Here is a 23,434-nt window from a genome sequence, read left to right as displayed (position 1 = left end):
ACAAATGCATTGGCCGCGGATTGTCAGGGCATCAACCACAGCCCCGCAAATGTCGGCCTGATGGAAGGGGTAATATTTAAAGTGACGATCGAAGAGCCACCGCAGCCGGGTTTAGCCGAACGCGCCATCGACACCGCAACCGACGTGTCGCGCACGCTGACGGAAGTGTCTGATGGGCTGCACGCAGCGGTCGATCGTCTCAGCGAGGCGATCGCGGCGGCGCGGCGACCTGGAATGCCACTCTCGACCATCAGTGCGATTACCCGCGAAGCGCCGCTGGCCAGCCTGTTCGTGGCCTTCCTGTTCGGCGTCGCGATCGGGCGCCGCCGCTAGCTCGTCGCTTCAGAACTTTCCCTTTGTCGAGTCTTTTGCGGCCGAGATGACGCCGCCGGTGATCTGCCGCATATGTTCGCCGGCGTTGGTGAACTGGCTGCGCAGAAATTCGGACTGGATCCGCAGCGCCTCCTGAAGGTCGGTCGCATGAACCAGCTTGCGGGCGTGCTCGAACGCAGCCTTCATGTTCTGCTCGGTGAACGACAGTGCCTGCTTGGATATTTCCGTACCGGCCCCCGGCATCGACGTCATGGACTTGCCGGCGGCATCGAAGAACATGCTGAATGCCTTTTCCGCCTGATCGATGGTTTTCTCGGCCAGCTCGCGCAGCTCGGCCGGGACTTCGAGTTTCGGTTCAGTCATGGTCGCTTCTCCACTGTCGCCCTGCGAGGTTAGCACAAATCCCGGCCGCGTCTGCTTCGTATTGTGGGAAGCCACCGGGCGCGGACCCCCGAGGGCTGGACATTCAGCCGGCCACGTCCGGAGAGATGGCCAGGGAATCCTCTCGTTTCTCTCGCCCGTAGCTGTACGGGTCGTACGGCGGATTCCAATGGTGGCAACAGTGTGGCATAGTGATTCGCGGTTAGGGTTTCGTGGCGTTGCGTCTCTGAATTTAGTCTCTCGGGACAAGGGGATAAAATGCTGCAAACGTTTCGGCCAACGCCAACCTGCACGCGGTTTCAAACCAGTATTGAAATGCCGTGCATGAAATGCGGTGCACAAATGCGTCTGGCCACGATCGAGCCGCGCGACCAGAACTACGACGTGTTGACCTACCGCTGTACGCCCTGCGATTCCGGCGAGAGCTTCCTGAAGGCGCGCTGATCACGCCCCATTCAGTGCCGCAATCCCGGCCGCCGTCAGCACAGGTCCCTCCTCGTGCACTTCGACAAGGCCAAGACCTGCCAATATCTTCAGATCTTCATCGCTGACCGGCGACAGTTTCAGCCGCCGGGCCTGAATATCCCGCAGTGTCCAGCGAAGACCGATAGCCTTTTCCAGGCCGAGTTCGGCGAAAGGATTTTCCGCCATTCGCTTCCAACCATTGCGCCTTTTGGATCAAGATCTGTTACGGCGGCGCGCTGCCCGCTGCTAACAATGCGGCAGGCGCGATCGGGTTCCCCGGCCATGTCGACCGGTAAATGATGAGGACCGTGGCGGCTCTGATCTTTCAGTAGCGATACGGCTCGATATCCACCAACGGAAAGGCGCTGAACACGCTTGGAAGATTGGTCGGTGTTGCCGGATGCAGGTAGGACTTGTCGAGCTCGGCAAAGCGGGTCACGCCGAGCAGTCCGAGACAGCGAATTACTTCATCTTCCAGCAGCTCAAGCATCCGCACGATGCCCGCCTCGCCTGCGGCTGCGAGAGCCCAACACTGCAGACGGCCGATGCCGACCAGATCGGCGCCGGAGGCAATCGCCTTTACGATGTCGGTGCCGCGGCAGAACGAACCGTCGACCATGATCCTGGCACGGCCGGCGACGGCATCGACGATTTCCGGCAGGACATGCATGGAGCCACGGCCGTGGTCGAGCTGGCGGCCGCCATGGTTCGACACGTAGATCCATTCCACGCCGTGATCGATTGCGATCTTGGCGTCTTCCGCGGTGGCAATTCCCTTGATGACCAGCGGAATTTTATACTTGTCCTTGATCAGCTTCACCGTGCGCCATTCCAGCCCCTTCTGGAAATCGCCGCCGGTCGCGCGGATGCGGCTTTCGCGAACATAGCGCTTGGCGATATCGCGCTCGCGCCGGCTGTAATGCGCGGTATCGACCGTCAGGCAGAACGCGGCATAGCCGTTGTCGATGCTGCGGCTCACGACGTCTTCGACGAAAGCATCGTCCCCCCGCACATAGAGCTGGTAGATGCGCAGCGCATCCGGCGCGGCCTTGGCGGTCGCCTCGAGCCCCGGTTCGGATACCGAACTCAGCATATGGGCGGCGCCGAACTGCCCCGCGCCGCGCGCGACCGCGGCGCCTGAATCAGGATCGAAAATCTCGAGCGCGCCGACCGGTGCGATCATGACAGGCAGACGCAAGCGCCGGCCGAACACCTCGATCGAGGGATCGACGTTGGCGACGTTGCGTAGCACCCGAGGCCGGAACGCGATCTCGTCGAGCGCCATGCGATTGCGGCGCATCGTCGTCTCCGTCTCCGAAGCGCCGACGATATAGTCCCAGGCGTTCTGGTTGAGCCGCGCGCGGGCCTTCCGAATGAATTCGTGGAGGTTCTGGAATTCCTCGCCGCTGGCGCCGAGTTCGACGTTTCTCGCCGATCGGATGGGGGTCCCGTCGTTCATGATGCTTCTCTCCCACTTTTGGCGGCACATTAGCCGGAGAAGCGGGAAAAGCTACTGCTTTGAACGGCTTAGGCGCCATGCAAACGCAGAGATGTTATTCGTTTGCGAGAGACGCCGGCGGCGAAACCTGAGAAAGTGAATCAAGCTAACCGGCTGATCTGTTTGCAATCGCTTGAAGATGGTTCGCGTGCCAACTTATGATTCTTGAAGAGGTGCCTGATTGGTTAGGGCAGAGGTCTTGAAAACCTCCCGACGCGCAAGGCAAATCCCACCACTTCCGCCAAAACCTATTGAAAACATTCGTATTTCTTAATCTTGAGATTTGTACGCACAATCCAACGTACAACCATTTTTCGATACTGCCGGCGTCCTTTTCGTCGTGTTCATGCTGGCGATAAGCTTGATCGCCCTTGCACCGGAGCGGCGCCGGCAGAGAAAACGCCCGCCTTGGCGACATGGGAGGAACGTGCCACTGCCCGCCCGGTTGATCCGGTATGGAAAGGGCTCGCGCGGCTGTCATACTGGAGGTCATCACCCGCCATCGCCGTGATGGTGCTCTTGATGTACTTGATGTTCGGTCCATCAGATTAAAAGCGACCCGGCGCACGACGGGACCGGACGACATACGCCGGACCCTTGCCACTGCGAGGCGCTCCCGAATGGCAAATTCAAGCTGCGGCCGATTCTTGGCAAATTTGCGCATCTCGTGCAGCGCTTTTGTTCACAAGCGAACAGACGATCCGCGCTAACTGCGATAGCGCGGAGCAGTGATGCCGTTGGAATGAAGAAGTTTGAAATCAGCACGTATTGAGTTTAGCGGGCGCACCATCGCCTGTATGGTTCGTAACCAGTCCGAGACGGGAGCGGCACTGGAAGTCGAGAGCCCTTGGGGTATCCCGGCTCAATTCACGCTTTCGATTACTGAAGATAAGAAACACCGCTGCGCCGTCATATGGCGCGCGATAAACTTAATCGGAGTCAAGTTCCGATAGGATTACCCCACCTGAAGCCGCGCCTTTGAGACAGCATTGCCGTAAGACTACGGCCCGCACCGGCAGTTTATCAATTCCAAAACAGATGCTTCCTATCCTCCCTTTTTCTCTGGGGTGGGGGCCCCGCTATGGAGCTGTTTCGAGCCGAGAAGATTGCCACTGTCCGTGACCAATCAAACCATGACTGCCGCCGGTGCGGGCGAAGGCTTGCGCTCGTCAAAACGATCGTGGAGGCTGAAAGTGGAGACGTCATTCATCTATTCGAATGCGTCTGGTGCGGAGATCGCACGTGGACCTCCTGAATAGGATTCCTATATGGCTCATGCCCCGCGAACAGAAAATCACCTTTGGAGAGATGCGGCAGTCCGGCGTCAGCCGGATTGACGTCTTCTGCAGCGACTACCGGTGCAGCCCGATCGCTGGCCGGATCACGTGCGGCTGTCGGATATCGAGCCGCAGTTCGTCTGCAAAGCGCGCGGCAAGCGCGGTGCCGACGTCCGGCCGGACTTCCAAGGTAGCAGCAAGCGGGTCATGGGCCTGCGCTGAATGCAATCCAGAATTAACTCCACGGCGTACTCCAGCCTTAACCCAGAATATCCGTTGCGGCCGATCTGAACAGGCCTAGCGTGGCTGCAGGTCGCGCTGAAATGTCCCCCATTGCGTATTGCGCGACTAAGGGCCGCCTCGCCCAAGGGGCGGCCCCGCCCATTTTGAAAAGCCTTTCCCCTTGCCCTGGTCCACCTCGTTTGAGGATCCAATACCGCTTCCGAATGGCCGCCGGCTCCTTACCTTGAGGGATGCCGCGAGCTACATCATGAAGTTGCCGAAGGGCGAGCACTCCACGCCGGAATGGCAGGCCGCGATGGTGGCCCTGATCCTAGTGGCAGAGAAAGGCGGCCCGACAATGCTCGCCCGGATCGGCGTCATGCGCGCGTTGAGCCGCCACGTCGAACGGGTCTTTGATCCGGATCTGAAGATGCCACATTGGGGCAAGCGCAAGCTGAAGAGAGACCAATGACCGTTTTTGTCTACGGGAACACTGCCAAGCAGATTGACCACCCCGAGCACCTCAAAGTGTTCGCCACCATAGACGCGGCGCAGACTTAGTTCGAGGAGAACGACCCGGAAGGCGTTGCATCGAATAATGAGGTTTTGAAATAAAAATGGCCCCAAGGCGGGACGTGCCCTGGGGGCCATCTAAAGTATTCCCATTCCAATTGCCGGACAGGTAGTGGGTACCGTCTGGCGCCCCGATAATAGCGGGAAAAAGTGGCAACATATGTACGATAGTGGACAGAACGCCGAGGTGCTCCGCCGCTATTAGTCGCCTTTAACTCCACGCCTGATCCCATGCAATCTGGACAGGCACCATGACATCAGATTTTTCTATTGGTGATCGCATTCAAATCAGCGCTCTCGGCGCATTACGGTGTCCGCGACTAGCTGACAAGGCGGGCACCATCGTCGGGCGGAGCAGCATCTACGTAAATTGCGCGCGTGTCTTGCTCGACGGAAACAAGTCACCAACATCCGTTCATTGCGACTATCTAGACGCGATTTCCGTCAGCGGGTAGCGAGTCCACTTCAACCCTAACGCGATTGAGGCCCGCCAGCGTGAACCGGCGGGACTTAGGAACGATCCTTATTGACCGATGTAGACTCTGACCTCCGACCCTCCAGACGCCCCCAAAGTACGCTGAGGAGGAGGTAGGTTCGCGGCCCCGGGCGCCGATATCCGGGGCCGCGGCTTGGCCGGCCAGCGCGAACCGGCGGAATAAGAAAAGCCGCCGCTGGGGCCGTATCAGCGGCGGCTCTACGCGTTACTCCCGCGGTGTGATGACCTCCGCGATTGGGCAGGATCCTAACCAGGACGGGTTAAGGATCGGTGGCTGCTTAAACTATCACGGCCGTCAAGTGTATACCGCTCCTCCGCCTTACCAGTGCCCCCAGGTCGCGGCCAGCGAAGCCCGGCCAGGCCACCATTCGCGGGGGACGGAAGCAGCATCTTCGCTTTCCAGTTCTAGATGGAAAGGAATGCGCGCATGGCTCGATATTATTTTGATCTCTTAGAGAGTGACGGCCTGGTTGTTGACGCTGAAGGCCGGGAGATAGAAGGTCTTCACAACGTTCAGATTGAAGCCGCGCGGTCGTTGATCGACTGGGCAAGGGGACTTTCTGATGGCGACTGCACCCCTTGCTGCAGAGCAACTGTCGGTCCAGGTAAGAGATGAGAGGGACCGACTATGAAGGTCCGCTTCAGTTTCGATTTCGAAATGACGAACTAGGCTACGCGGCAACCACAGCCCATTCATTCCTACCCAAGCTCGACAAGGAAGCCGGGAGGCATCGCGGGAAGCTCCGCAGGATCTTGTAGGTCGGTTCTATTGCAGACTGGACAAGGAGCACCCGCGGCACCGCAGTCGCAAGCGCTCTCGCCTAAGAACGGGCGCTCGTTGTGAGTTTCGCAGACCCATCGGGTATTGTCGCATTTCACGCAGTATCGCATGACGCGGCATTTTTCCGTCTGACGTCGAGCAGGCGAGCGCCACTCATCAATCTGCCTCTCGGGCGTTCGAAACGGCCATCACTCCGAAGAATTCCGGATGTTCTGCAATAATGTCGAATACCTCCCCATACATGAGGCCGAGACGTTCATGGACAAGGGCCCAGTGTGCGCCGTCCGACAGGTTGAGAGCGTCAACCTCGTCCATAACCTGCTTGACTTGTTCTTTCGTGATCATTGTGATCACCGGGAGGCGCCCGGCCTCCACCGCGGAAAGTGCAATGAGGATTACTCACCGTCCGCAAGCACGTTCCTAGCCTCCAAGGCGGCGCTCCACCTTCTTGCGGCTGGAGCCAACCTTCTTAACGGCCTTCTTCACCGCGGCTGCGGATTTCTTAGTTTTCCTGGCCTCGTAGCGAACCTCATACTCCTGTCCGCCGGCGACCCGCGAGCGATCCTGCAAACGTCCTCGGCTCGTTTGCTTCTTTGCCTTCGCCATCCTTAGATACCTCGATTCTCAGGAAGCAACGCCACATGATGAGGCAAGTTCCTCCGGGAACGATTTGGCTCAGGCGAGTTGAGTCCAAATTGTGAGCAGCGTGGAGTTTTTCAATGCGTAGGTCCACCTGGACACCATCGATTGTCCCCGTTGATTACGACGAAACGGTCTACCTGGTCGCAAATGATTTCGGACGCATTGGACGAGCGTGGCGCGAAGCGGACTATGAAGCCACGGACCTGGAGACTGTCATTCAGGATCAGCTTACCGGCCAGTATAGCAATCCATTTCGCGTGGTCGCCTTCAACACTGCCGAGCGCTGGTCAGAAGACGTTTCCGAAGATGTCGCTCGCGCGAATACTTTGCCAATTCTTACGGGAGAGCATTCGATGAACTAACTGAGATTGCAATTCGCGACTGGCCAAACAAGACCAATCTCAGTGAGGCGATTTTCTTCTTGTGCAGACACTCGATCGAGCTCTCGATCGAGAGTGCGATCCTAATTGTTCGGAACCCGCTTTGCCTAACGTTACTGGTCACAATTGGTTGGAGCTATGGAAACGTCTCCAGGAAATCATGGCCACGTTAGGGTTTTAAGAACCGGATGAGTGGACACAGATTGCACGAAGCTGGTCCAACATATTATGGATCGACATTAGCGATCTTGGGTCCGTTGCCGATCACGCGGAGCCGCTGCCTCATCCGGCCATTGATCAGCCGCAGTAGGGTAGAGGTGCGGCCTCGGCGGGGACGGGCATGAAGCAGATGCATGTTTTCCCCCCGGCGGGAACGATCGATCGCCTCAAGAATCGAATCGCCACCTCCGGCAACAAGAACCGCAAGCCCAAACCGGAGGAAAACCTGCTCAGGTTGGCCGCTTGCGGATAGGCCGGATCGTGGCATGGCTCTGCACTTCAGCCGCGTTGGTACCGCGAAAGTGGAGCTCGAAATATGGAGCGCGAATGAGCGCGGCTTCTCATTTGTAATAAGTAACGAGAGCAGCAGTGGTCCGGGACTTCACGGGCGACCCGGCTTTGTAGCTTCGTGGCGCTCAATCGACTTTAACAGCCCGGCCATCAGAATTGGTGGATCACCCTTTCAAACGTTTGCGGAGGCCGAGAAGGCCTGTGAGACCATACTACGCACCTGTTCAAATAGCTTCGAGGTATCGCCACCCCCTGCCCCCCGGGCGGCCTCCCCAGGAATGGCTAATCCCGGCCACGGCCGGTTATGGGCGGAATTGAACCTATGCCACGCGATCAGAAAATCACCTTCGGAGAGATGCGAGAGTCCGGCGTTGGGTAGCAGCCGGAGGCCTGGGCGGGCCGCCAGCGCACGACAGTGGCTGGGTCTATCGCTGACAGCGGTGTTGAGCGGCGCGGCCGAAGCCGATACTCCGAAGGAGCCCCGCCTCCTAACGGGACCATCGGACGATGGCGTGCACCCGTCGGCTGAGAGTAGTGGTGCGTTTACTGGAAGCGCGCGACTAAAGCGCAGACTGCGCCGACAGCTAAAAGTGACACATAGCCACTAAAACTACATCAATCGATCTCGGGTGGTCGCCATCTCGCACTAAATCGAAGTGCCGCGATTTCTGCTCGTCCTTATAGGTGTGAAGGTGCATCGAAACACTCCTTCTTCGTAGCTGTGCCCTCCAATCCGCGACCAGCAGGCCGGTTCCTCCCCATTGAGGTCCGCGATGCAATTTCATGTTCGCTCGCAGATTCTACCTTAGTATGGGCAACTGACGAGAACGGCCCCGGCGCCGGGCCTGGGGGCTAAATGCGCCAGAGCCGTCCCCGCTCAAGATGCACTCTTCCGAGTGCTTACTAAGATAAAGCCGCAAAATCGTGCGACGCTCCCGCGAATGGTGCTGGCGAACGTCTGGCAGGTTCTTTGGTCGTTGTAGTTAAGACGCGCCAAATAAAATACGACCCCAGCAGGGGCTCGGGGGCTGGGGCCGTAAAGGAAATGCGTCTCCTGTGCCGAAGCTCGGCACATCCCTTGATAGCAAATGGCAGATTGCCTCGTACTCGCTCTTTAGGATGTTCAATCTGATCTTTTGGAGTACCCAATCACCCGCACAAATAGGCCGGCAACTGATGGTCTCAATTCCTGTGCCGGTCCATCTCAAACGTGAACTTTACCTGTAGCACCGGCCCATGATCGTCACGGACCTCGATTGCCATCTCGTGGCCGGCCTTGTCGCGGTCCTTTCTGACCGTATCCCGCGCCATGTCGGCTAGTACCCGGGCAGCCTCTTCTTGCACCAGCTCAATGCTGGGAAGATCCAGTCCCTCCTCGTCAGGGGCGAGATCGTCACCCTCCCGGATGTCGAAATAGTAGCGGGGCACCTGCCGCGGGCCTCCTTCGTAGAAGATACGCTTGAGCGAAAGGTCCGGTTCCTACAATAGAAAAAACCCGCCAGCGTGAACCGGCGAGCCATCTAGGAACGATCATTTCCGCTGGGCGTATAGGGAAAGCCTGCAGCCCTCCGTCACTGCATCTGCCTGCAGGCAGGCTCGCGGCCCCGGGACGCCGATAGACCAGGGGCCGCGGCTTCTCAGGTCAGCGGCAGTATCGGCGCATGACGCGCCAACGTGCGAATCGCAGCCGGTAGAGATGGAAAAGAGCGCGGATCAGGCGCATTCCACGACCTCCCGCGGGGCCTTTAGCCGCTTGGCATCCAAGAGGCTGAAGTCGAGCAGTTGAGCGTCGTCGGCCGGCATTTCGAGCTTCAGCAAGCGCGGAGCCAGAGCCGTCCAACATTAACGAGAAGACGATCGCGGATTCACGCGCGTGGTTGAAGAGACGGGCATCTTGAACCCAGGTCTACCGATCCTCATCAGGATGAGCCCCGCGAAAGGGCATGATCTCTGCGTCTCTGCGCTTCGCCGCACTCAATTTCCGCGCTCTTTCTTGGCGCCCGGTGGCGCTGCTGCGTTCGACCCTCGGAGGCCATCCACGCGAGCGGAAAGCCCACCTAGCTGTTCCGAAAGTAACTTACGTTGGCCCTGCTCCGCTAATATCTGCCTCCGTAGATCGCTGATCTCTTCTGTGGCACGTTGCTGTGCTGCCTGGAGCTCTTGGATCGATTGCTGGAAATTGGCCACAGCATCTTTAGCGGCCTTGTCCGCAACTTCGGCCAGAGACGGCTCAGCATTGGGGCGAACAGCCGCTAATGGAGATGTCTCGGATCCAATTCGATTGCTGGCCCAAAGCACTGCAGCGATCGCAACCGCGAGGAGAAGAAGTAGAACCCACGGCAGTATGCGGCGCGGTCGTCTTAGCTCGCTACTGACGCGATTCCGGGGGGTGAAGTCGCTCATTTGGCTACAAGCCGAATGTGATCGATTGGTTCCGAACAGGTGATTGCCATTATCATTCTCGCGCGCCTTTCCCTCAATATCGACGCCGCGGAAAAATGGTTCGAGGAAAACGACACGAAGGCGTCGCCTTTGAATATGAGGTTCTAGAGTGAACAATTACAACTTCGGAGAGCGAAATGGCTGAAAGATTCGATGTTGAGGTTACCGGCAAATCGCAGTTTGAAGTCGCCTTCGAATGGCGAGGTTCATTCTTATCAATATGGAAGGGCGTCAGGTGAAAAGCATAAAGCGGCAAGAGTTTTTGCATTTGGTAGCTGACTGCATCGAGGCTCTGCAGGCATCAAGGTCAAGGAGATTCTCAGCTAAATGAACTGCGTTGGCCGCGGGACGCGAGAGAGGCTGCATGGATTGGTTCGGCAGGCAGCGGCGGGAAGAAGAAAGGCAAACGTTGGCGAGGGCGTTGGCCGAAATGAGCGCGAGGCATCATGCAACAGAGCTCTTTGTTCTAGCGATTTTGGATGAGCTGGATGCGACGAACCGTGAGGCAGCTTTAGACTCGGTGCGTAAGTTTGTGGGTTCCATGGACGAAGCAATGCCACCTAGCTTCGTCCCTGCCGGCAATGAATGGCTTACCGAAATGAACTCAGGCGAGTTTTGCAAATCTTAATGGAAGAGACGATGGAAGCCATCATGCGATAGGCTGAAAATCAGCCTCACACCCCCTTCGCGTTGCTTGGGAACAATCGCCATTGGCCAGTGTTTACACTGGCTTTCAGTCCCCCTGCCCAATCTGAAGGCGTGTTGTGGCCCCGGTCTCTCCCCGTGTCGGGGCCACAACTTTGGCCCACCAGCGTAAATCCGCCGGCCCTCGGTTTCGCCGATGAAGTAACGTTAAATTTAGTGTTTCGGGCCTTGCGCTTCACCCGCCACTCGAAAGCTCGAAGCAGCCGTGCCGATAGTTTTGCTCGGCGGCCACAACGATGTCCGCGGCGATCTCCGACAGGCGACACTGGAGCGGGCCCTCCTCGCTATCCTGCCAAGGCGTTTGCTCCTGCTCACGCTCGTAGCATGATACGATCGCAAGCCGCAGCGGCTCTGACTTGCTAACCTTCGGGTTGCCACATGGCTTGATCCCGTCTTCGCGGGCTTTGGACTGTCGAGAAGGTAAACCGCGGTGCGGTGCACGATGATGGCAATCTCCCGGGCCTTGAGAACAGATTGTTTCGTGTTATCCCCGTGTCTCTAATCAAGAAGCATCGCGAAAGATGGGAGAGACAAAGCCTATCCATGAGAGAAACGTCAGACGAACCACGCTTATTGTTAGATCGTGAAATAGAATGAAAGACGGATCATAGGCTGGGCACCAATCTTGAAAAACCGACGCCTTAGCCCGTATTGCCCGCCTTGCCGAAAGCGCCGGCCTCGGCCAGATCGGCGATACGCTGCTCGTCATAGCCGAGCGTCTTCCGCAGCACTTCCCGCGTATGCTCGCCGAGCAGTGGCGCCGCCACGGGATCGATGGTCGGCGTCAAGCTCAACTGCACCGGCGTCTCGATATTGGGAACGGTGCCTGCCGTCGGATGCGGAATCCGGCTGAGCCGATGACGGTCGCGGACTTCCGGCGCGTTGAACCCCTCCTCCACGGTACGCAGATAGCCGACCGGTATATTGGCCTTCTTCATCTTGACCATCCAATTCTCGAGACTGTCGCTGGCAAAGACGCCGGCAATGATGGCGCGCAGCTTCTCCTTGTTGGCCGTCCGGTCCTTTCGGTGCGCGAAGCGCGGATCGGTGACGAGGTCCGGCCTGTCCAGCACGTCCACCACGAGCCGGCGATAGAGGCGATCGTTGGCGCAGGCCATGTAGAGCGGTCCATCGGACGCCTGATAGACACCGACGGTCGGCGATCCGTTGGGCGAATTTCCAAAACGTCCCGGGTTCGCACCGCTGATCAGATAGGCCATGCCATAGAAGCCGGTCATCGAGACGGCGGTGTCGATCAGCGCAACCTCGACCTGCTGGCCGCGGCCGAGCCGGTCGCGCGCGATCAGCGCCAGCAGGATCGCGTTGCAGGCGGACATGCCCGTCGCCATGTCGACGATCGGCGGGCCGGTCCGCACCGGTTCCCCATCAGGAAATCCGTTCAGCGACATGAAGCCGCTTTCGGCCTGCGTGATCGGATCGAAGCCCGGACGCAAGGCGAACTCGCCCTTGCGGCCATAGGCCGAGATCGAGCAATAGATCAGCCGCGGATTGGTCGGCGCAACGGAGGCATAGTCTAGGGCGAACTTCTTCATCACCCCGCCGGAGAAATTTTCCACCACGACGTCGGCCTTTGCGATCAATTCACGCGCGACTTCGAGCGCTGCCGGGTTGTTGAAATCGAGCACAATGCCGCGCTTATTGCGATTGAGGCTCAGGAAGGCCGCGCTTTCACCGCCGATTTCCGCGTGCTCATAGTGGCGAGTATCGTCGCCCCCATCGGGATTTTCGATCTTGATCACTTCGGCGCCGAAATCGGCCAGTGTTTGCGTGCAGGCCGGGCCGGCAACGACCCGGGTGAAATCGACGACCAGTAGACCATCCAGCGCGGTGGGCTCGCCCTTGGCGCGCGGCGTACGCTCCGGCAATTGCGGTCTGACTGTCATTTCCGGCGTTTCCCTTGTTATTTTGCCTGGCGAAATGAAGGTTTTCGCCGCGACTTCAAGGCTGTCTTACCGGAACCGAATGGGTTACGCCAAACCCCGATTTTGCAGGGCGGGACCTGCCGCTGACATAGCTCTCCGGATGGCATGCGGAGCCGCCGCATCGCCTCGCATCACGGGTCTCCCGGAGAAGGCCATGCCAAAAAGTGACGCCCGCCTCCCGGTCTGGTCCGGGAGACGAGCGGCGTCCCGCCGATGAACGAACGTCGCGAACGTTCGCGACGCCACTGCTTCAGTGGAAGCCTACCCCTATTCGGCGACCATTTCGCCGGAGCCGCCAAGCTCGGCAGGGAAATCCTTCAGCTTTGGCAGCCCGTCCCGCATCGGCAGCACCGTCTCGGCGTAGTTGACGTGTACGCCCGCCTTGAAAGGAAGCGTCGGAAGGGTAGCGGCGAAGACATCGACAAGGCCGAGCGTCGGATGATTGGTCATCAGATGACCTCCGCACTCCGCGCAGTACTTGCGCTGGCTCATCGCGGTCTTCGCGAAGGTTGAGACGTGTTGCGCCCCCGCCGTGACCCGGACCGCATCCGGCTTCCACAAGGTGAACGCGTTCACCGGTCCGCCGGACCACGAGCGGCAGGAACGGCAATGGCAATAGCCCATTCCCTCCGGCTCACCGGTGACTTGGATCTCGACCGCGCCGCAAAAACAGCTTCCAGTGTGTTTCATGATTAGTGTGTCTCCTTGCAGATGATTGCCAAGTGATCAGGAAAGCTTGTGCCAGGGGATCAACATCGAAACCCGCTCCCGATAGCGGCGATATTGATCACCGAACATATCGACGAGGTCGCGCTCTTCGAGCTTTATGCCGACCAATATATAGGCCGTGGTCACCGCCGCAAACAACAGATGTCCGGCGGTCATTACCGGCGCCGCCCAGAAGGCGATGATGAAACCAAGATAGATCGGGTGCCTGACAAACCTGTAGAAGAACGGTGTCCGGAAAACCGGTGGCTGCATCTCGCGGCCGACGAGGTTGTTCGCGACCTGATGCAGTCCGAACAATTCAAAATGGTTGATCAGGAAGGTGCTCGTAAACACGATGACCCAACCGACGAATGACACCGTCGCGATCACCATAGCCATTTCGGGTTCCTGCACATTCCAGATCACGGTCGGCATCGGCCGCCACTGCCAGAACAACAAGAGGAGGGTCAGGCTTGCGCACAATACATAGGTACTGCGCTCGACAGACCTGGGAATAAACAGCGTCCACCAGTGTTTGAATGATTTACGCGCCATGACGCTATGTTGGATTGCAAATAACGACATCAGTATGAGATTGACCGCAATTGCCTCGAATAGTCCGGCTTTCGGGCCAGTGTCGATGGTCTTCGGCACGGCGAGGCCGGATACAAAGCCGATGGCGTACAGAATCGTGAAGAGAAATGTGAGGTAGGCCACACCTCCGAACAGAAATGCAGTGAATCTTAGTATTGGGTTACCCGGTACTGGCGGGTGAACGATTTGGGTCTCCGTCATGAAATTCGCTCCGTTACGGCAGATGGGTTTGCAGCTGCCGGCCTTGAAAACGTTGCACGAAGAGCGTCCACAGGACTTTGCGTTATGCTTCAGCTCTTCTTCAGATGGACTTGATTGTTCCTTGAGAAAGCACACGTGAAATTCAATTTCGATAATCATATTCTGGACACCGATCGCCGCGAGCTCCGTTGCGGCGGCGAATTGGTGGCGATGCAGCCGCAGGTATTCGATCTGCTGGTTCACCTGCTGAAGCACCATGATCGCGTGGTCAGCCGGGACGATCTCATCGCCCTGGTGTGGGGTGGACGGGTCGTGTCCGACTCGACGCTGGACAGTCGGATCAACGCGGCACGAAATGCGATCGGTGACAACGGCAAGGAACAACGGCTCATTCGCACTATCCCGCGCAAGGGGCTTCGCTTCGTAGGCGCCGTGAACCGCCCATGCGGTGCGAAGGCTGCGGCGCACGCACAAGCAGAACAATCGCATGCGGGACCGACGCTGCCTGACCGGCCCGCGATCGCAGTACTCCCGTTCGACAATATGAGCGGCGACCGGGAGCAGGAATATTTTTCCGATGGAATCAGCGAGGACATCATTACGGCACTATCGAAGCTGCGCTGGTTTTTCGTGATCGCGCGCAACTCCTCGTTCACCTACAAGGGCAAGCCGGTCCACATGAGGCAGATCGCGGCTGAGCTCGGCGTACGCTACGTGCTCGAAGGCAGCGTACGAAGGGCCGGCGATCGCGTGCGCATCACCGCGCAGCTCAATGACACATCGACCGGCAGTCATATCTGGGCAGAGCATTACGACCGCGACCTCACCGACGTATTCGCAGTACAGGACGAAATTACCGACGCCATCGTAGCCGCGATCGAGCCGCAGATTTACGCGGCGGAGAACTTTCGTAGCAGGCGGAAGCCGCCGAGCAGCATCGATGCATGGGACCTTGTGATGCGGGCACTATCCCATCACTGGCGCATAACGCGGTCCGACAGCCTCGCGGCGCAAATGCTGCTGGAGCGCGCCATTGCCATCGATCCGGAATACGGTCAGGCACTCGCCCTGTTCGCGACCAACCATATGTTCGGCGTGCATCTGGGCTGGACGGACCTTGCAACCGCGGCACCCGTTGCCGAGCAAGCGGCGCTGGCGGCGATTGCCGCCGACAGAGAGGACGCCTGGGCGCATACCGCGCTCGGCAGCGTCTATTTTTCTACGCGCCGGCTCGACCATTCGCTGGCCGAATTCGAGCTGGCGCTGCAGCTCAACCCGAACTTCTCGCTGGCGCAGGGATATTATGCCTTGGCGCTGTCTTATGCTGGCCGATGGACCGATGCCTATGCCGCGACACAGCGCGCGATCCGTCAGAGCCCACGCGATCCCTCTTCAGCGATCTACTACGGCGTTGCCGCCTACGCCCAGTTCATCGGAAGGAATTATCATGAAGCGATCACGCTCGCGCGCGAGGCGACCCGCCAGCGTGGCGACCTGACCGGCGCTTATCGGGTGCTGACCGTCGCCGCCGGCATGACCGGACAGATCGAGCTCGCCCGCTCCGCGCTTCAGGAGTTGCGGCGGACCCAGCCCAACATTTCGCTTGCCTGGATCGCGACGCAGCTACCATGGAAGCATGATGCCGACCGCGAGCATTATCTCGAAGGCTTTCGCCGCGCCGGACTGGAATGAGCAGTAGCGACTGTCCGTCGACTATTGCTGCTTCTCCCAGAACGACAGCAGCCCTTGCGAGGCCGAGCCTCCGATCACGCAGGGAATGCCGACCGCCACCTGTCCCAGCGCCGCGGCGGAGACGCAGCCGAGCGCGACCGCGCCGACGCCGACCTGTCCCCAGAAGCTGAGGTCGCGACGGCTGTCAGAGCCCTTGGCCTTGAGTTCGTCGACGGCGGCCAGTGCATCCCTGCGCAGTGGCGCGATTTGCACGGTGTCGGCCGCCTCGACCACCTCAGCGAGCGGCGCTTTCACCGCCGCCGGCTGCCTGGCAAGTTCGCCGCGCAGATATTCGCGCAAACTGCCATCGCGAATGGCGTAACTTGCGAGCGTGTAGCGCGCCATGCTTCCGACCGTCAGCTTGTCGACGGTATCGCGGCTCTTGCTCCACGGCAGCATTTGGACGATGCGCTGGATCGGCGCATGCGAGCCGGTCGCAAAGTAATAGCCCCACAGCGTATCCAGCAAATCCTGGTTGCTCGCAAAGGTGAGCGTCGTGTTCACCTTGCGCTCGTCCTTTGCGAAAGGATTCTTGGTGAAGGCCCCGCGCAGCTTGTCCATCATGCCGGGCTTGGTTTCCTCGAGCGGAATGTCGGTCAAGGTCGGCAGCTTGCCGGCCAGATAGGCGTCGATCATGACTCGCCGGCCCGGCATGCGTGGCGCGACCCGGCGCAGCACGTTTCGCCAGTCCGGCAATCCCGAATAGGCAATGGCGCGGACGATCACCCATTCATCCTCGGGCCGGACGGGGAAAAAGCTGGCAATGAGCTGCTCGGCTTTGGACGGGTTCGAGCCGATCGCGCCGGCAACGAAGCCGAGATAGATTCCGGCGTTCTCCGGCTCCTTGAACGTCTGCGAATGAAACAGCACGCGCACGGCCGCCGGGACGTGGGCGTAATCCGGCTTGGCCCGGTAGTTGTAGATCCATCGCTGGACAACGCCGAGCGAGGCGCTTGGGTCGACTTCCTGTGTCGTGCCTGCGTGCGCGGGCTGAATCAGCATGAGCGCGGCGACAACGAAAGCTGCATAACGCATGTGATGCTCCTGCGAGCACGGGCGCCTGCGCAATTCCGATGCGCGCGTCCCAGGCTCTCGCGGCGAAGCATGAAGCGCTCATTGCGACAATTCTGAGAAAATCGGCCCTAACAAAAAGCGTCAAAATTGTGGCGCATCGTTAAAACTCGCCCGCAACTCACCCCATGCAAGACATTTTTTTGCCCCGCCGTGGCAATTCGATCACACTCGATCAATTGGGAGTCCTGCGGGGACGTGGAGATCCGAAGCATCACGCAAGTCGACCGGGTGCGTCGATGGAGACCGGCTGCATGCCGGCTCGCCATTGCCCTCAGCGTGGTCTTCGTGACACCGGTTCTCGCCGACCCCGCGCCGCCGTCGCAGGGTTCGATCATCGTCGAAGGAAACCGCCGCGTCGACGCCGAGACCATTCGCTCGCATTTTCATCCATCCTCCGACGGGCGCTTCGACGAGGCCGCCCGTGACGCCGCCTTGAAGGCGCTGATTGCAACGGGCCTGTTTGAAAGGATTACCATCGAGCGCGCCGGCGAACGGCTGATCGTTCGTCTCTCCGAAGCACCCGTGCTCGGCCGCGTCGCATTCGAAGGCAACAAGAAGGTCAAGGACACCGACCTTGCCGCCGCCGTCGAAGCGAAGCCGCGCGGCTCGCTGCAACGCGCCACCGTGCAGTCCGACGTCGGCCGCATCATCGAGGTATACCGGCGCGCCGGCCGGGCTGAGGTCCGCGTTGATCCGCAAATCATCGACCGCGGCAACGGCCGGATCGACCTCGCCTATGTCATCACAGAGGGCGCAAAGACGCCGGTGCGGCAGATCAGCTTCACCGGCAATAAGGCTTTCGGCGAACGCCAGCTCCGCGCTGTCATCAAGACGTCTGCGACCCACATGTTGAGCTTTTTGACCGGCGGTAACGTTTACGATCCCGACCGTGTCGCGCAAGACCAGGAGCAGCTGCGGCTCTACTACCGCAGCAAGGGCTATGCCGATGTCAATGTCGCGGCGGCGAAGGCCGAGTATGATCCCGCGACAAAGGGGTTTACGCTAACCTTCGCAATCGACGAGGGTCCGCTCTATCAGTTCCGGGAAGTGAGCGTCGCCTGCAACATCCCGGGCATGGATTGCGACAAGCTCCGTGCCGTTCCCACCGCGCGAGCTGGCGCACTGTTCGACGGCAACGCGCTGGACAAGTCCACCGAGTTGCTGGCGATCGAAATGGCAAGGCTCGGCTATCCCTTTGCCCAGGCCACCCCTCGCCTCACCCGCGACGCCATCACGCAGCGCGTCGATGTCGCCTTCGTGATCGACGAAGGACCCCGCGCCTATGTCGAGCGGATCGAGATTCATGGCAACACGCGCACCCGCGATTATGTGATCCGGCGCGAATTCGACGTCGCGGAGGGCGATCCCTACAACAAGACGCTGATCGACCGGGCCGAACGACGCCTGAAGAACTTGAACTACTTCAAGACGGTCAAGATAACGAACAGGCCGGGCTCCGCACCGGATCATGTCATCCTCGATGTCGAGGCGCTTGATCAGGCGACCGGCGATTTCAATATCGCCGGCGGTTACTCGACCGTCGACGGCGCACTCGTCGAGGTCAAAGTCGGCGAGCGCAATTTTTACGGCACGGGCAAGAACGTCCAGGCGACGTTCACTTACGGCCAGTATGCGCGTGGCATCAATCTCGCCGCATCCGAACCCTATTTCCTCGGCACCAAGGTCGCGGCTGGCATAGACCTCTTCGGCCGGCAAACTGATCTTAGCAGCTATCAATCCTATGGCAGCACCACCTACGGCGCGCGATTTCAGCTCGGTACGCCCATTACCGAGGAAATCGGCGTTCAGTGGCGCTACTCGATCTACAACCAGAACATCACGATCTCACCGAACAGCTCCGGTCTGATGCCTTCGCTGGCCGTCCGGCAGGCCGCCGCCGCCGGCCCGACCTGGGTCTCGGCCCCCGGCAGCACGACGACCTACAGCACGCTGGACAATACGCAGAGCCCGACCAGCGGAATCAGGTCGCAGCTCAGCCAGGATCTCGCGGGACTGGGCGGCGATGTAAAATTTCTGAAAACCACGGAAGACGTGCGCTATTACAAGTCGCTCAGCAGCGACCTTGTCGGCATGGTTCGCGCCCAGGGCGGTTACGTCACCGGCTGGGGCGGCCAGCAGGTACCGCTGATGAACAACTTCTTCGGTGGCCCCACCATGGTGCGCGGTTTTTCGCCGAACGGCTTCGGACCGCGCGACCTGACGGCGGGCACCACGATGGATAATGTTGGCGGCAGCGCCTATTGGGCAACGACCGCCGAACTGCAGAGCGCCATTCCTGGCATACCCAATGAATACGGCCTTAAGGCCACCGCCTTCGTCGATGCCGGCAGCGTATTCCGTTACAGCGGGTCGACGGCAGGGCTGCAGGTCGCCAACAAGAATGTCGTCCGCTCCTCCGTCGGCGCCGGCCTGACCTGGGCCTCGCCGTTCGGAGCCTTGACCGTCGACTACGCCATACCGCTGACCAAGGCTGCCTATGACGTAGTGCAGCCGCTGCGATTCAGCGCTGGCGGCTTTTGACGGGGATTGGATGCTCCGTCGCGAAGCCATACAAGCGCGCCAGCCGGAGGGCGGCGTTTGCGACCTTAAGCAGGGGCGATTGGATCCAATTTGCTCCAACACGCCTGCCTTATGGGCACCGCGCTAAGTGGGTTGATAGCGCTCCTGTACGCAGCCTCCGACAGAAAGTCTCCTCCCACGCTTTCCGTCACCGATGCGATCGAAAAGGCAAGGCAGCCATATCGGCACTAACGTCCGTTTTCTATGAGAGAATAGAAGTCTGCAAGCACGCATAGCCGCGCGGGAGCTTGACATTTGCAATGAGCCGCCACTGGCTAACCGGTGGGGTATCGTGTTCCTTAGGTTGGACGCGTGTGGATCGGCGCGACACGTCCTTCGTTGCCACGACGTCTCGCTGGCCTTTGATTGTTCTAGTCAACGGTACATGTGCAACTGTACCTTTGTTACCACAGCGCAATATTCCCGGTGATTATGTTTGCTTCGTTGCAGACATTGTCGCGGACGCTCGTAAGGTCGTCTGCGCGGTACCAAGCAGCGGCGGCGGTTGCGGACTCGTTGAGGAGACCTCCAGCCTCCAACGAGTCCGCTCGCGCGCATTCTCCAGCGCATGGATCAACGCCAAGACCGCATGTTAGAGCCCGTGTCAGGGGCCATGGAAACTTATCTATGACATATGCCGCGTTGAAGGTGTTTCGACCTGTCGCCCCGATGCCACAGGACGCGGGTTCCGCTTACTTATGTACATTAGCTTACAGACTTGATCAAAGGCATCGTTAAGCTCTGACTAGATGGGGCTTACCAATGCGGCACGGTTGCTGCGGATTTCATCGGGGAACCGATTCCGCTCGCGTGCCGTACCTAGTATCACAGGCGGCGGGCTGCGGCGTGTGACACCGGAGGATTGCTTATGCCCAAACCACACGCACCCCCTGTTCCTGAGGACTTCGACTTCGCCAAGAATTATCTCGAATTGAAAAAATTGAGAGATGAGATTGCTATCATCGAGCAGTCGCGCCCAGGTCAAGTGGCACGGTTGGATAAAGATGGACCCGATCAACGCAATCGCTCGCGGCGATCCTGATGACATTCTGAATGGTCGGCAGTGCCGCGCGAGCGGACTCGCTGAGGAGACCTCCAAACCTCACGAGGCCGCTCGCGCCAATGAAACCAAGTACACCCTTGTTCGTATCTCCAAACATGAGGACGCGCATGGAGTGTTTGACGATTTCTAGGGAACGACGCCGGAATTTCTGCCCGAACACTTCTTCGTTGGCAGGCTTGAAGGCTGGGCCGGACTGGAAAGTCTTGTAGGCGGCTTAGAAGCGCGCCAAGATTTCTGCCACTGGCGAATGGGATATTACTACAAACGGTCGCCTTCACTGAAACCATACGTTTGACGATGGCCACATTGACAGACTGCATTGGATGATCGGCAAGAGCGGTGAAGGCAGATATAGTGGAAGTGAGCAGTTGATGCGCGTTTCATCGGAAGTACAGGGGACGTGCCGCCGGCGGATGGCAAGAAGAACAAGTTAAAATTCGATGACTGGTTTTATCGGATAGATGATCGGGTCTGCATTGTGTGGCAGCGTCGGGCGGAGGATTACCTTTCGCCACCGCGCATGTGACGTATCGAAGAATCTAATCAGCGAATTTCGACGACAAGCGAATTAACTCGGTCGCGATTTCGATTTGAGTCCGCAAGAATGCGGCATGTGCTGCGGTGGTCTCGCGAAAATCTTTTGCGAAGGCTAGTCGCCGTGCATAGGCAAGCTTGGCATGTACCGTGCGTTGAAAAAGGGCGTAAGACGTTGTGGCGCCTGGCGGGACAGAAGTATTGGCAGCATCGAAGAACAAGCTGAATGCTTGTTCAGTGTGATCGATAGTCTTCGCAACGGTTTCGCGAAGTTCGATCGGGACCTCTAGTCGCGTTTCCATCATGGGCTTGTCCAATCAATAGACGCGTATCTGAGCCGACGCCTATCCATTTCATCGCGAAGCTTTTCCGCGTAGACGCGAATGCCTTCAACCGCGAAGCGGTAGCGACCGTTGCCATCCAGGAGGACTTGCTGGCGCACGTCGTCGTAAAACCGCAATAGGGTTTCGTCTTTTGTTTGGGAATAATTCATATCTGCCCAACAAAATCTGTAAGAACTCGCCTAGTGCGACCTCGTCTCGATCGCCTCAAGAATTCTTCTCCGCCGTTCTCATCACCGTCGAGTACCTAGGACGCCCGGTGACACAGGTTAAACGTTGCGCGACTGGTTGAGTTCCGGAAAACGGATTGTCATAACCTGCTCGCAAGTTGAGAGCGACGGCTGATACCCCGAAACAGGCAAGCCGGGACAATGCTTGGGTGTCCGGGCCTCACGACCGCAACGGCTCTCCTCATTCCAGTTGCTCAGCGTCGAACAGAATCCTCCAACCAGAAGCCCACAAGATTGAGCTGCGGGCCGTCTGGGAATGGTCATCCGGATGGGCGTAAAGAGAGCCTAGCGATTTTTCTGTAGCCCTCAAAGCGTCTGGCGGCGGGATCGCGGCCCCGGGGCTGTCGATAGATGTGGGGCCCTCAGCTTCTCTCATTAGAGCCGAAGTCGGGTCATTAGATCCGCCGCTTGGCAATCACGGCGAGGATCGCGATTATGAGCACTATCACAATAATAGCTGCGATGGCTAGTTGGCCTTCCGCGTTGGCGCTCATGCCCCACAGGTGGACTGACAACTTATCTGACATCGCAAGCTTTCTTTGTCTAAAATGATTGTTTGCCAGCCCTAACCATAATTTCCGATATTCCGAAGTCCATGTCAAGCTTGATTCTGAAAATCGGAATTGCTAGGATCTCGACTCGGAGGTTAGGCCATGCTGGATGTGAAGTTGATTGAACGGGGCCTGGAGAAGCCGGGCAAGACCAAGGGCGGATTGGCGGCTGCGATGGGTGTTCGCCCGGGGGCAGTCTCTGAAATCCTGTCTGGGATACGCCTGATCAAAGCGTCGGAAATTACGCCTATCATCGAGTACCTAGAATTGAACTCGGTTCCGATTATGGGGCGCGTCGGCGCTGGCGCATCGATCGAGCCGGAGCATGAGCAGGTGCCGCCGGAAGGTCTCGGCGAGGTCGAACTGCCTTTCCCGATCGCCGAAGAGACCATCGCCTTCGAGGTATCCGGCGATTCCATGCTGCCGAAATACGAGAATGGCGACATCATCGTAGTCTATCGCGAGCAGCGTCACCCGCTGTCGAGCTTCTATGGCGAAGAAGCCGCCGTCCGCCTGAAGACCGGCGAACGTTATCTGAAGACCATCGAGCGGGGAAAATCGCCGACCGTGGTCAACCTCAAGAGCTTCAATGCCAAGCCGATCAATAGTGTCAAGCTGGAATGGGTCGGCGAGATCTGCGTTACCCTGCCCAGGGGGCAGATCGAGCGATTGCGGAGCAAGGCTGCGACCCGGGCGCGCAAGGCGGCACGGACCTCGGGCCGCTCGTCGGATAAATAAGGTCACCGCGGCTTTCGGATTGCTCGATTCGACGCAGAAGGACATCTTCTGTTTTTCCGAATTGCCGCTTGACTAATTTCCGATTTTCGGAAATATTGTCTTCCATCGCCGATTCCGGCGAAGGGGATGGGATCAGATCGCCAACATGCAGTATTTCGTCGTGATGATCGACTACGGCCGCCGTGGCCGAGAGGCGATCGTCGATCCGGAAGTGACGAGGCGCGAAGTCGTCTCCCGCATTGCTTCGGGTGAATACAGAAACATCAGCTTCATCCATGAAATCGCTGATTGCTCGGTCGAGGACATCACCGCCGAAATCCTTACCGAGGCAGCGCTGCCCGATATCGGCGCGGCCGGTGCCGATCTGCAAGCCAGCCAGTTCGACCACATGCGCGACCTGCGCAAGCACGGGCGGGCATAGGCGTCGCGCCATCTCTCAAT

At 58.9% G+C, this 23,434-nt stretch carries 23 protein-coding genes; 12 read left to right on the top strand and 11 right to left on the bottom strand.

Annotation, left to right across the window (positions count from 1 at the left end):
- Positions 1-60: 60 nt before the first annotated feature.
- Complete coding sequence (locus tag QA643_RS11330; protein ID WP_283034772.1) at positions 61-333, top strand: hypothetical protein; 273 nt, start codon at positions 61-63, stop codon at positions 331-333.
- Between the two features lie 9 nt (positions 334-342).
- Here QA643_RS11330 and QA643_RS11325 read toward each other — a convergent pair whose 3' ends face one another.
- The 3 genes from QA643_RS11325 to QA643_RS11315 form a co-directional block, all read right to left on the bottom strand.
- Positions 343-696, bottom strand: coding sequence for a phasin (locus QA643_RS11325; protein WP_283033243.1), 354 nt, complete (start codon positions 694-696; stop codon positions 343-345).
- Between the two features lie 462 nt (positions 697-1,158).
- On the bottom strand, positions 1,159-1,365 hold the full coding sequence (locus tag QA643_RS11320; protein ID WP_283033242.1) for a hypothetical protein: 207 nt from the start codon (positions 1,363-1,365) through the stop codon (positions 1,159-1,161).
- A gap of 139 nt (positions 1,366-1,504) precedes the next feature.
- Positions 1,505-2,638 (bottom strand): alpha-hydroxy acid oxidase, encoded by a 1,134-nt coding sequence (locus tag QA643_RS11315; RefSeq protein ID WP_283033241.1) that lies wholly within the window; start codon positions 2,636-2,638, stop codon positions 1,505-1,507.
- 791 nt (positions 2,639-3,429) lie between these two features.
- Between QA643_RS11315 and QA643_RS11310 the strand changes: the two genes are divergently transcribed.
- The 3 genes from QA643_RS11310 (at position 3,430) to QA643_RS11300 (ending at position 4,648) form a co-directional block, all read left to right on the top strand.
- Positions 3,430-3,630 (top strand): PilZ domain-containing protein, encoded by a 201-nt coding sequence (locus tag QA643_RS11310; RefSeq protein WP_283033240.1) that lies wholly within the window; start codon positions 3,430-3,432, stop codon positions 3,628-3,630.
- A 405-nt stretch (positions 3,631-4,035) separates the two neighbouring features.
- Positions 4,036-4,176: a hypothetical protein gene (locus QA643_RS11305; protein WP_283033239.1), complete on the top strand. Its 141-nt coding sequence runs from the start codon at positions 4,036-4,038 to the stop codon at positions 4,174-4,176.
- A 268-nt stretch (positions 4,177-4,444) separates the two neighbouring features.
- Positions 4,445-4,648: a hypothetical protein gene (locus QA643_RS11300; RefSeq protein ID WP_349253265.1), complete on the top strand. Its 204-nt coding sequence runs from the start codon at positions 4,445-4,447 to the stop codon at positions 4,646-4,648.
- Positions 4,649-6,182: 1,534 nt separating this feature from the next.
- Here the strand turns inward: QA643_RS11300 and QA643_RS11295 are convergent.
- Entirely contained in the window at positions 6,183-6,371 is a 189-nt protein-coding gene (locus tag QA643_RS11295) for a hypothetical protein (protein ID WP_283033237.1), read from the bottom strand.
- A gap of 75 nt (positions 6,372-6,446) precedes the next feature.
- Complete coding sequence (locus QA643_RS11290; protein ID WP_283033236.1) at positions 6,447-6,632, bottom strand: DUF3606 domain-containing protein; 186 nt, start codon at positions 6,630-6,632, stop codon at positions 6,447-6,449.
- Between the two features lie 113 nt (positions 6,633-6,745).
- On the opposite strand from QA643_RS11290, the gene QA643_RS11285 reads away from it, so the two are divergent.
- The gene (locus tag QA643_RS11285) at positions 6,746-7,030 is read left to right on the top strand and encodes a hypothetical protein (RefSeq protein WP_283033235.1); all 285 of its coding nucleotides are present in this window, start codon (positions 6,746-6,748) and stop codon (positions 7,028-7,030) included.
- A 358-nt stretch (positions 7,031-7,388) separates the two neighbouring features.
- Entirely contained in the window at positions 7,389-7,520 is a 132-nt protein-coding gene (locus QA643_RS11280) for a hypothetical protein (RefSeq protein WP_283033234.1), read from the top strand.
- A gap of 1,220 nt (positions 7,521-8,740) precedes the next feature.
- Here QA643_RS11280 and QA643_RS11270 read toward each other — a convergent pair.
- On the bottom strand, positions 8,741-8,986 hold the full coding sequence (locus QA643_RS11270; protein ID WP_283033233.1) for a hypothetical protein: 246 nt from the start codon (positions 8,984-8,986) through the stop codon (positions 8,741-8,743).
- Between the two features lie 1,378 nt (positions 8,987-10,364).
- Between QA643_RS11270 and QA643_RS11265 the strand changes: the two genes are divergently transcribed.
- On the top strand, positions 10,365-10,628 hold the full coding sequence (locus QA643_RS11265) for a hypothetical protein (RefSeq protein ID WP_283033232.1): 264 nt from the start codon (positions 10,365-10,367) through the stop codon (positions 10,626-10,628).
- Between the two features lie 718 nt (positions 10,629-11,346).
- On the opposite strand, the gene QA643_RS11260 is transcribed toward QA643_RS11265, so the two are convergent.
- From QA643_RS11260 to mddA, 3 genes are all read right to left on the bottom strand, one after another.
- Positions 11,347-12,609 (bottom strand): CoA transferase, encoded by a 1,263-nt coding sequence (locus QA643_RS11260; protein ID WP_283033231.1) that lies wholly within the window; start codon positions 12,607-12,609, stop codon positions 11,347-11,349.
- Positions 12,610-12,915: 306 nt separating this feature from the next.
- Complete coding sequence (locus QA643_RS11255) at positions 12,916-13,338, bottom strand: GFA family protein (protein ID WP_283033230.1); 423 nt, start codon at positions 13,336-13,338, stop codon at positions 12,916-12,918.
- Between the two features lie 36 nt (positions 13,339-13,374).
- On the bottom strand, positions 13,375-14,151 hold the full coding sequence (gene mddA / locus QA643_RS11250) for a methanethiol S-methyltransferase (protein ID WP_283033229.1): 777 nt from the start codon (positions 14,149-14,151) through the stop codon (positions 13,375-13,377).
- A 135-nt stretch (positions 14,152-14,286) separates the two neighbouring features.
- Between mddA and QA643_RS11245 the strand changes: the two genes are divergently transcribed.
- The gene (locus QA643_RS11245) at positions 14,287-15,843 is read left to right on the top strand and encodes a winged helix-turn-helix domain-containing tetratricopeptide repeat protein (RefSeq protein ID WP_283033228.1); all 1,557 of its coding nucleotides are present in this window, start codon (positions 14,287-14,289) and stop codon (positions 15,841-15,843) included.
- A gap of 21 nt (positions 15,844-15,864) precedes the next feature.
- On the opposite strand, the gene QA643_RS11240 is transcribed toward QA643_RS11245, so the two are convergent.
- Positions 15,865-16,884: a hypothetical protein gene (locus tag QA643_RS11240; RefSeq protein WP_349253285.1), complete on the bottom strand. Its 1,020-nt coding sequence runs from the start codon at positions 16,882-16,884 to the stop codon at positions 15,865-15,867.
- A 357-nt stretch (positions 16,885-17,241) separates the two neighbouring features.
- Between QA643_RS11240 and bamA the strand changes: the two genes are divergently transcribed.
- Together bamA and QA643_RS11230 are read left to right on the top strand one after the other, a co-directional pair.
- Positions 17,242-19,497 carry an outer membrane protein assembly factor BamA gene (gene bamA / locus QA643_RS11235; RefSeq protein WP_283033226.1) on the top strand — a complete coding sequence of 752 codons (2,256 nt, stop codon included), beginning with the start codon at positions 17,242-17,244 and terminating at the stop codon, positions 19,495-19,497.
- A 1,043-nt stretch (positions 19,498-20,540) separates the two neighbouring features.
- Complete coding sequence (locus tag QA643_RS11230; RefSeq protein WP_283033225.1) at positions 20,541-20,729, top strand: hypothetical protein; 189 nt, start codon at positions 20,541-20,543, stop codon at positions 20,727-20,729.
- Between the two features lie 409 nt (positions 20,730-21,138).
- On the opposite strand, the gene QA643_RS11225 is transcribed toward QA643_RS11230, so the two are convergent.
- Positions 21,139-21,438 carry a hypothetical protein gene (locus tag QA643_RS11225; protein WP_283033224.1) on the bottom strand — a complete coding sequence of 100 codons (300 nt, stop codon included), beginning with the start codon at positions 21,436-21,438 and terminating at the stop codon, positions 21,139-21,141.
- Between the two features lie 919 nt (positions 21,439-22,357).
- On the opposite strand from QA643_RS11225, the gene QA643_RS11220 reads away from it, so the two are divergent.
- A complete protein-coding gene (locus tag QA643_RS11220; protein ID WP_283033223.1) occupies positions 22,358-22,993 on the top strand; it encodes a S24 family peptidase in 636 nt (211 codons plus the stop codon).
- A gap of 145 nt (positions 22,994-23,138) precedes the next feature.
- Positions 23,139-23,414, top strand: coding sequence for a hypothetical protein (locus QA643_RS11215; protein WP_283033222.1), 276 nt, complete (start codon positions 23,139-23,141; stop codon positions 23,412-23,414).
- Positions 23,415-23,434 lie beyond the last annotated feature (20 nt).

Origin of the sequence: Bradyrhizobium sp. CB3481 (genome assembly GCF_029714305.1) — a bacterium.
Taxonomy (GTDB): domain Bacteria; phylum Pseudomonadota; class Alphaproteobacteria; order Rhizobiales; family Xanthobacteraceae; genus Bradyrhizobium.
Note: the sequence above shows the minus strand (reverse complement) of the source record. Positions and strands in the feature narration are given on the sequence as shown.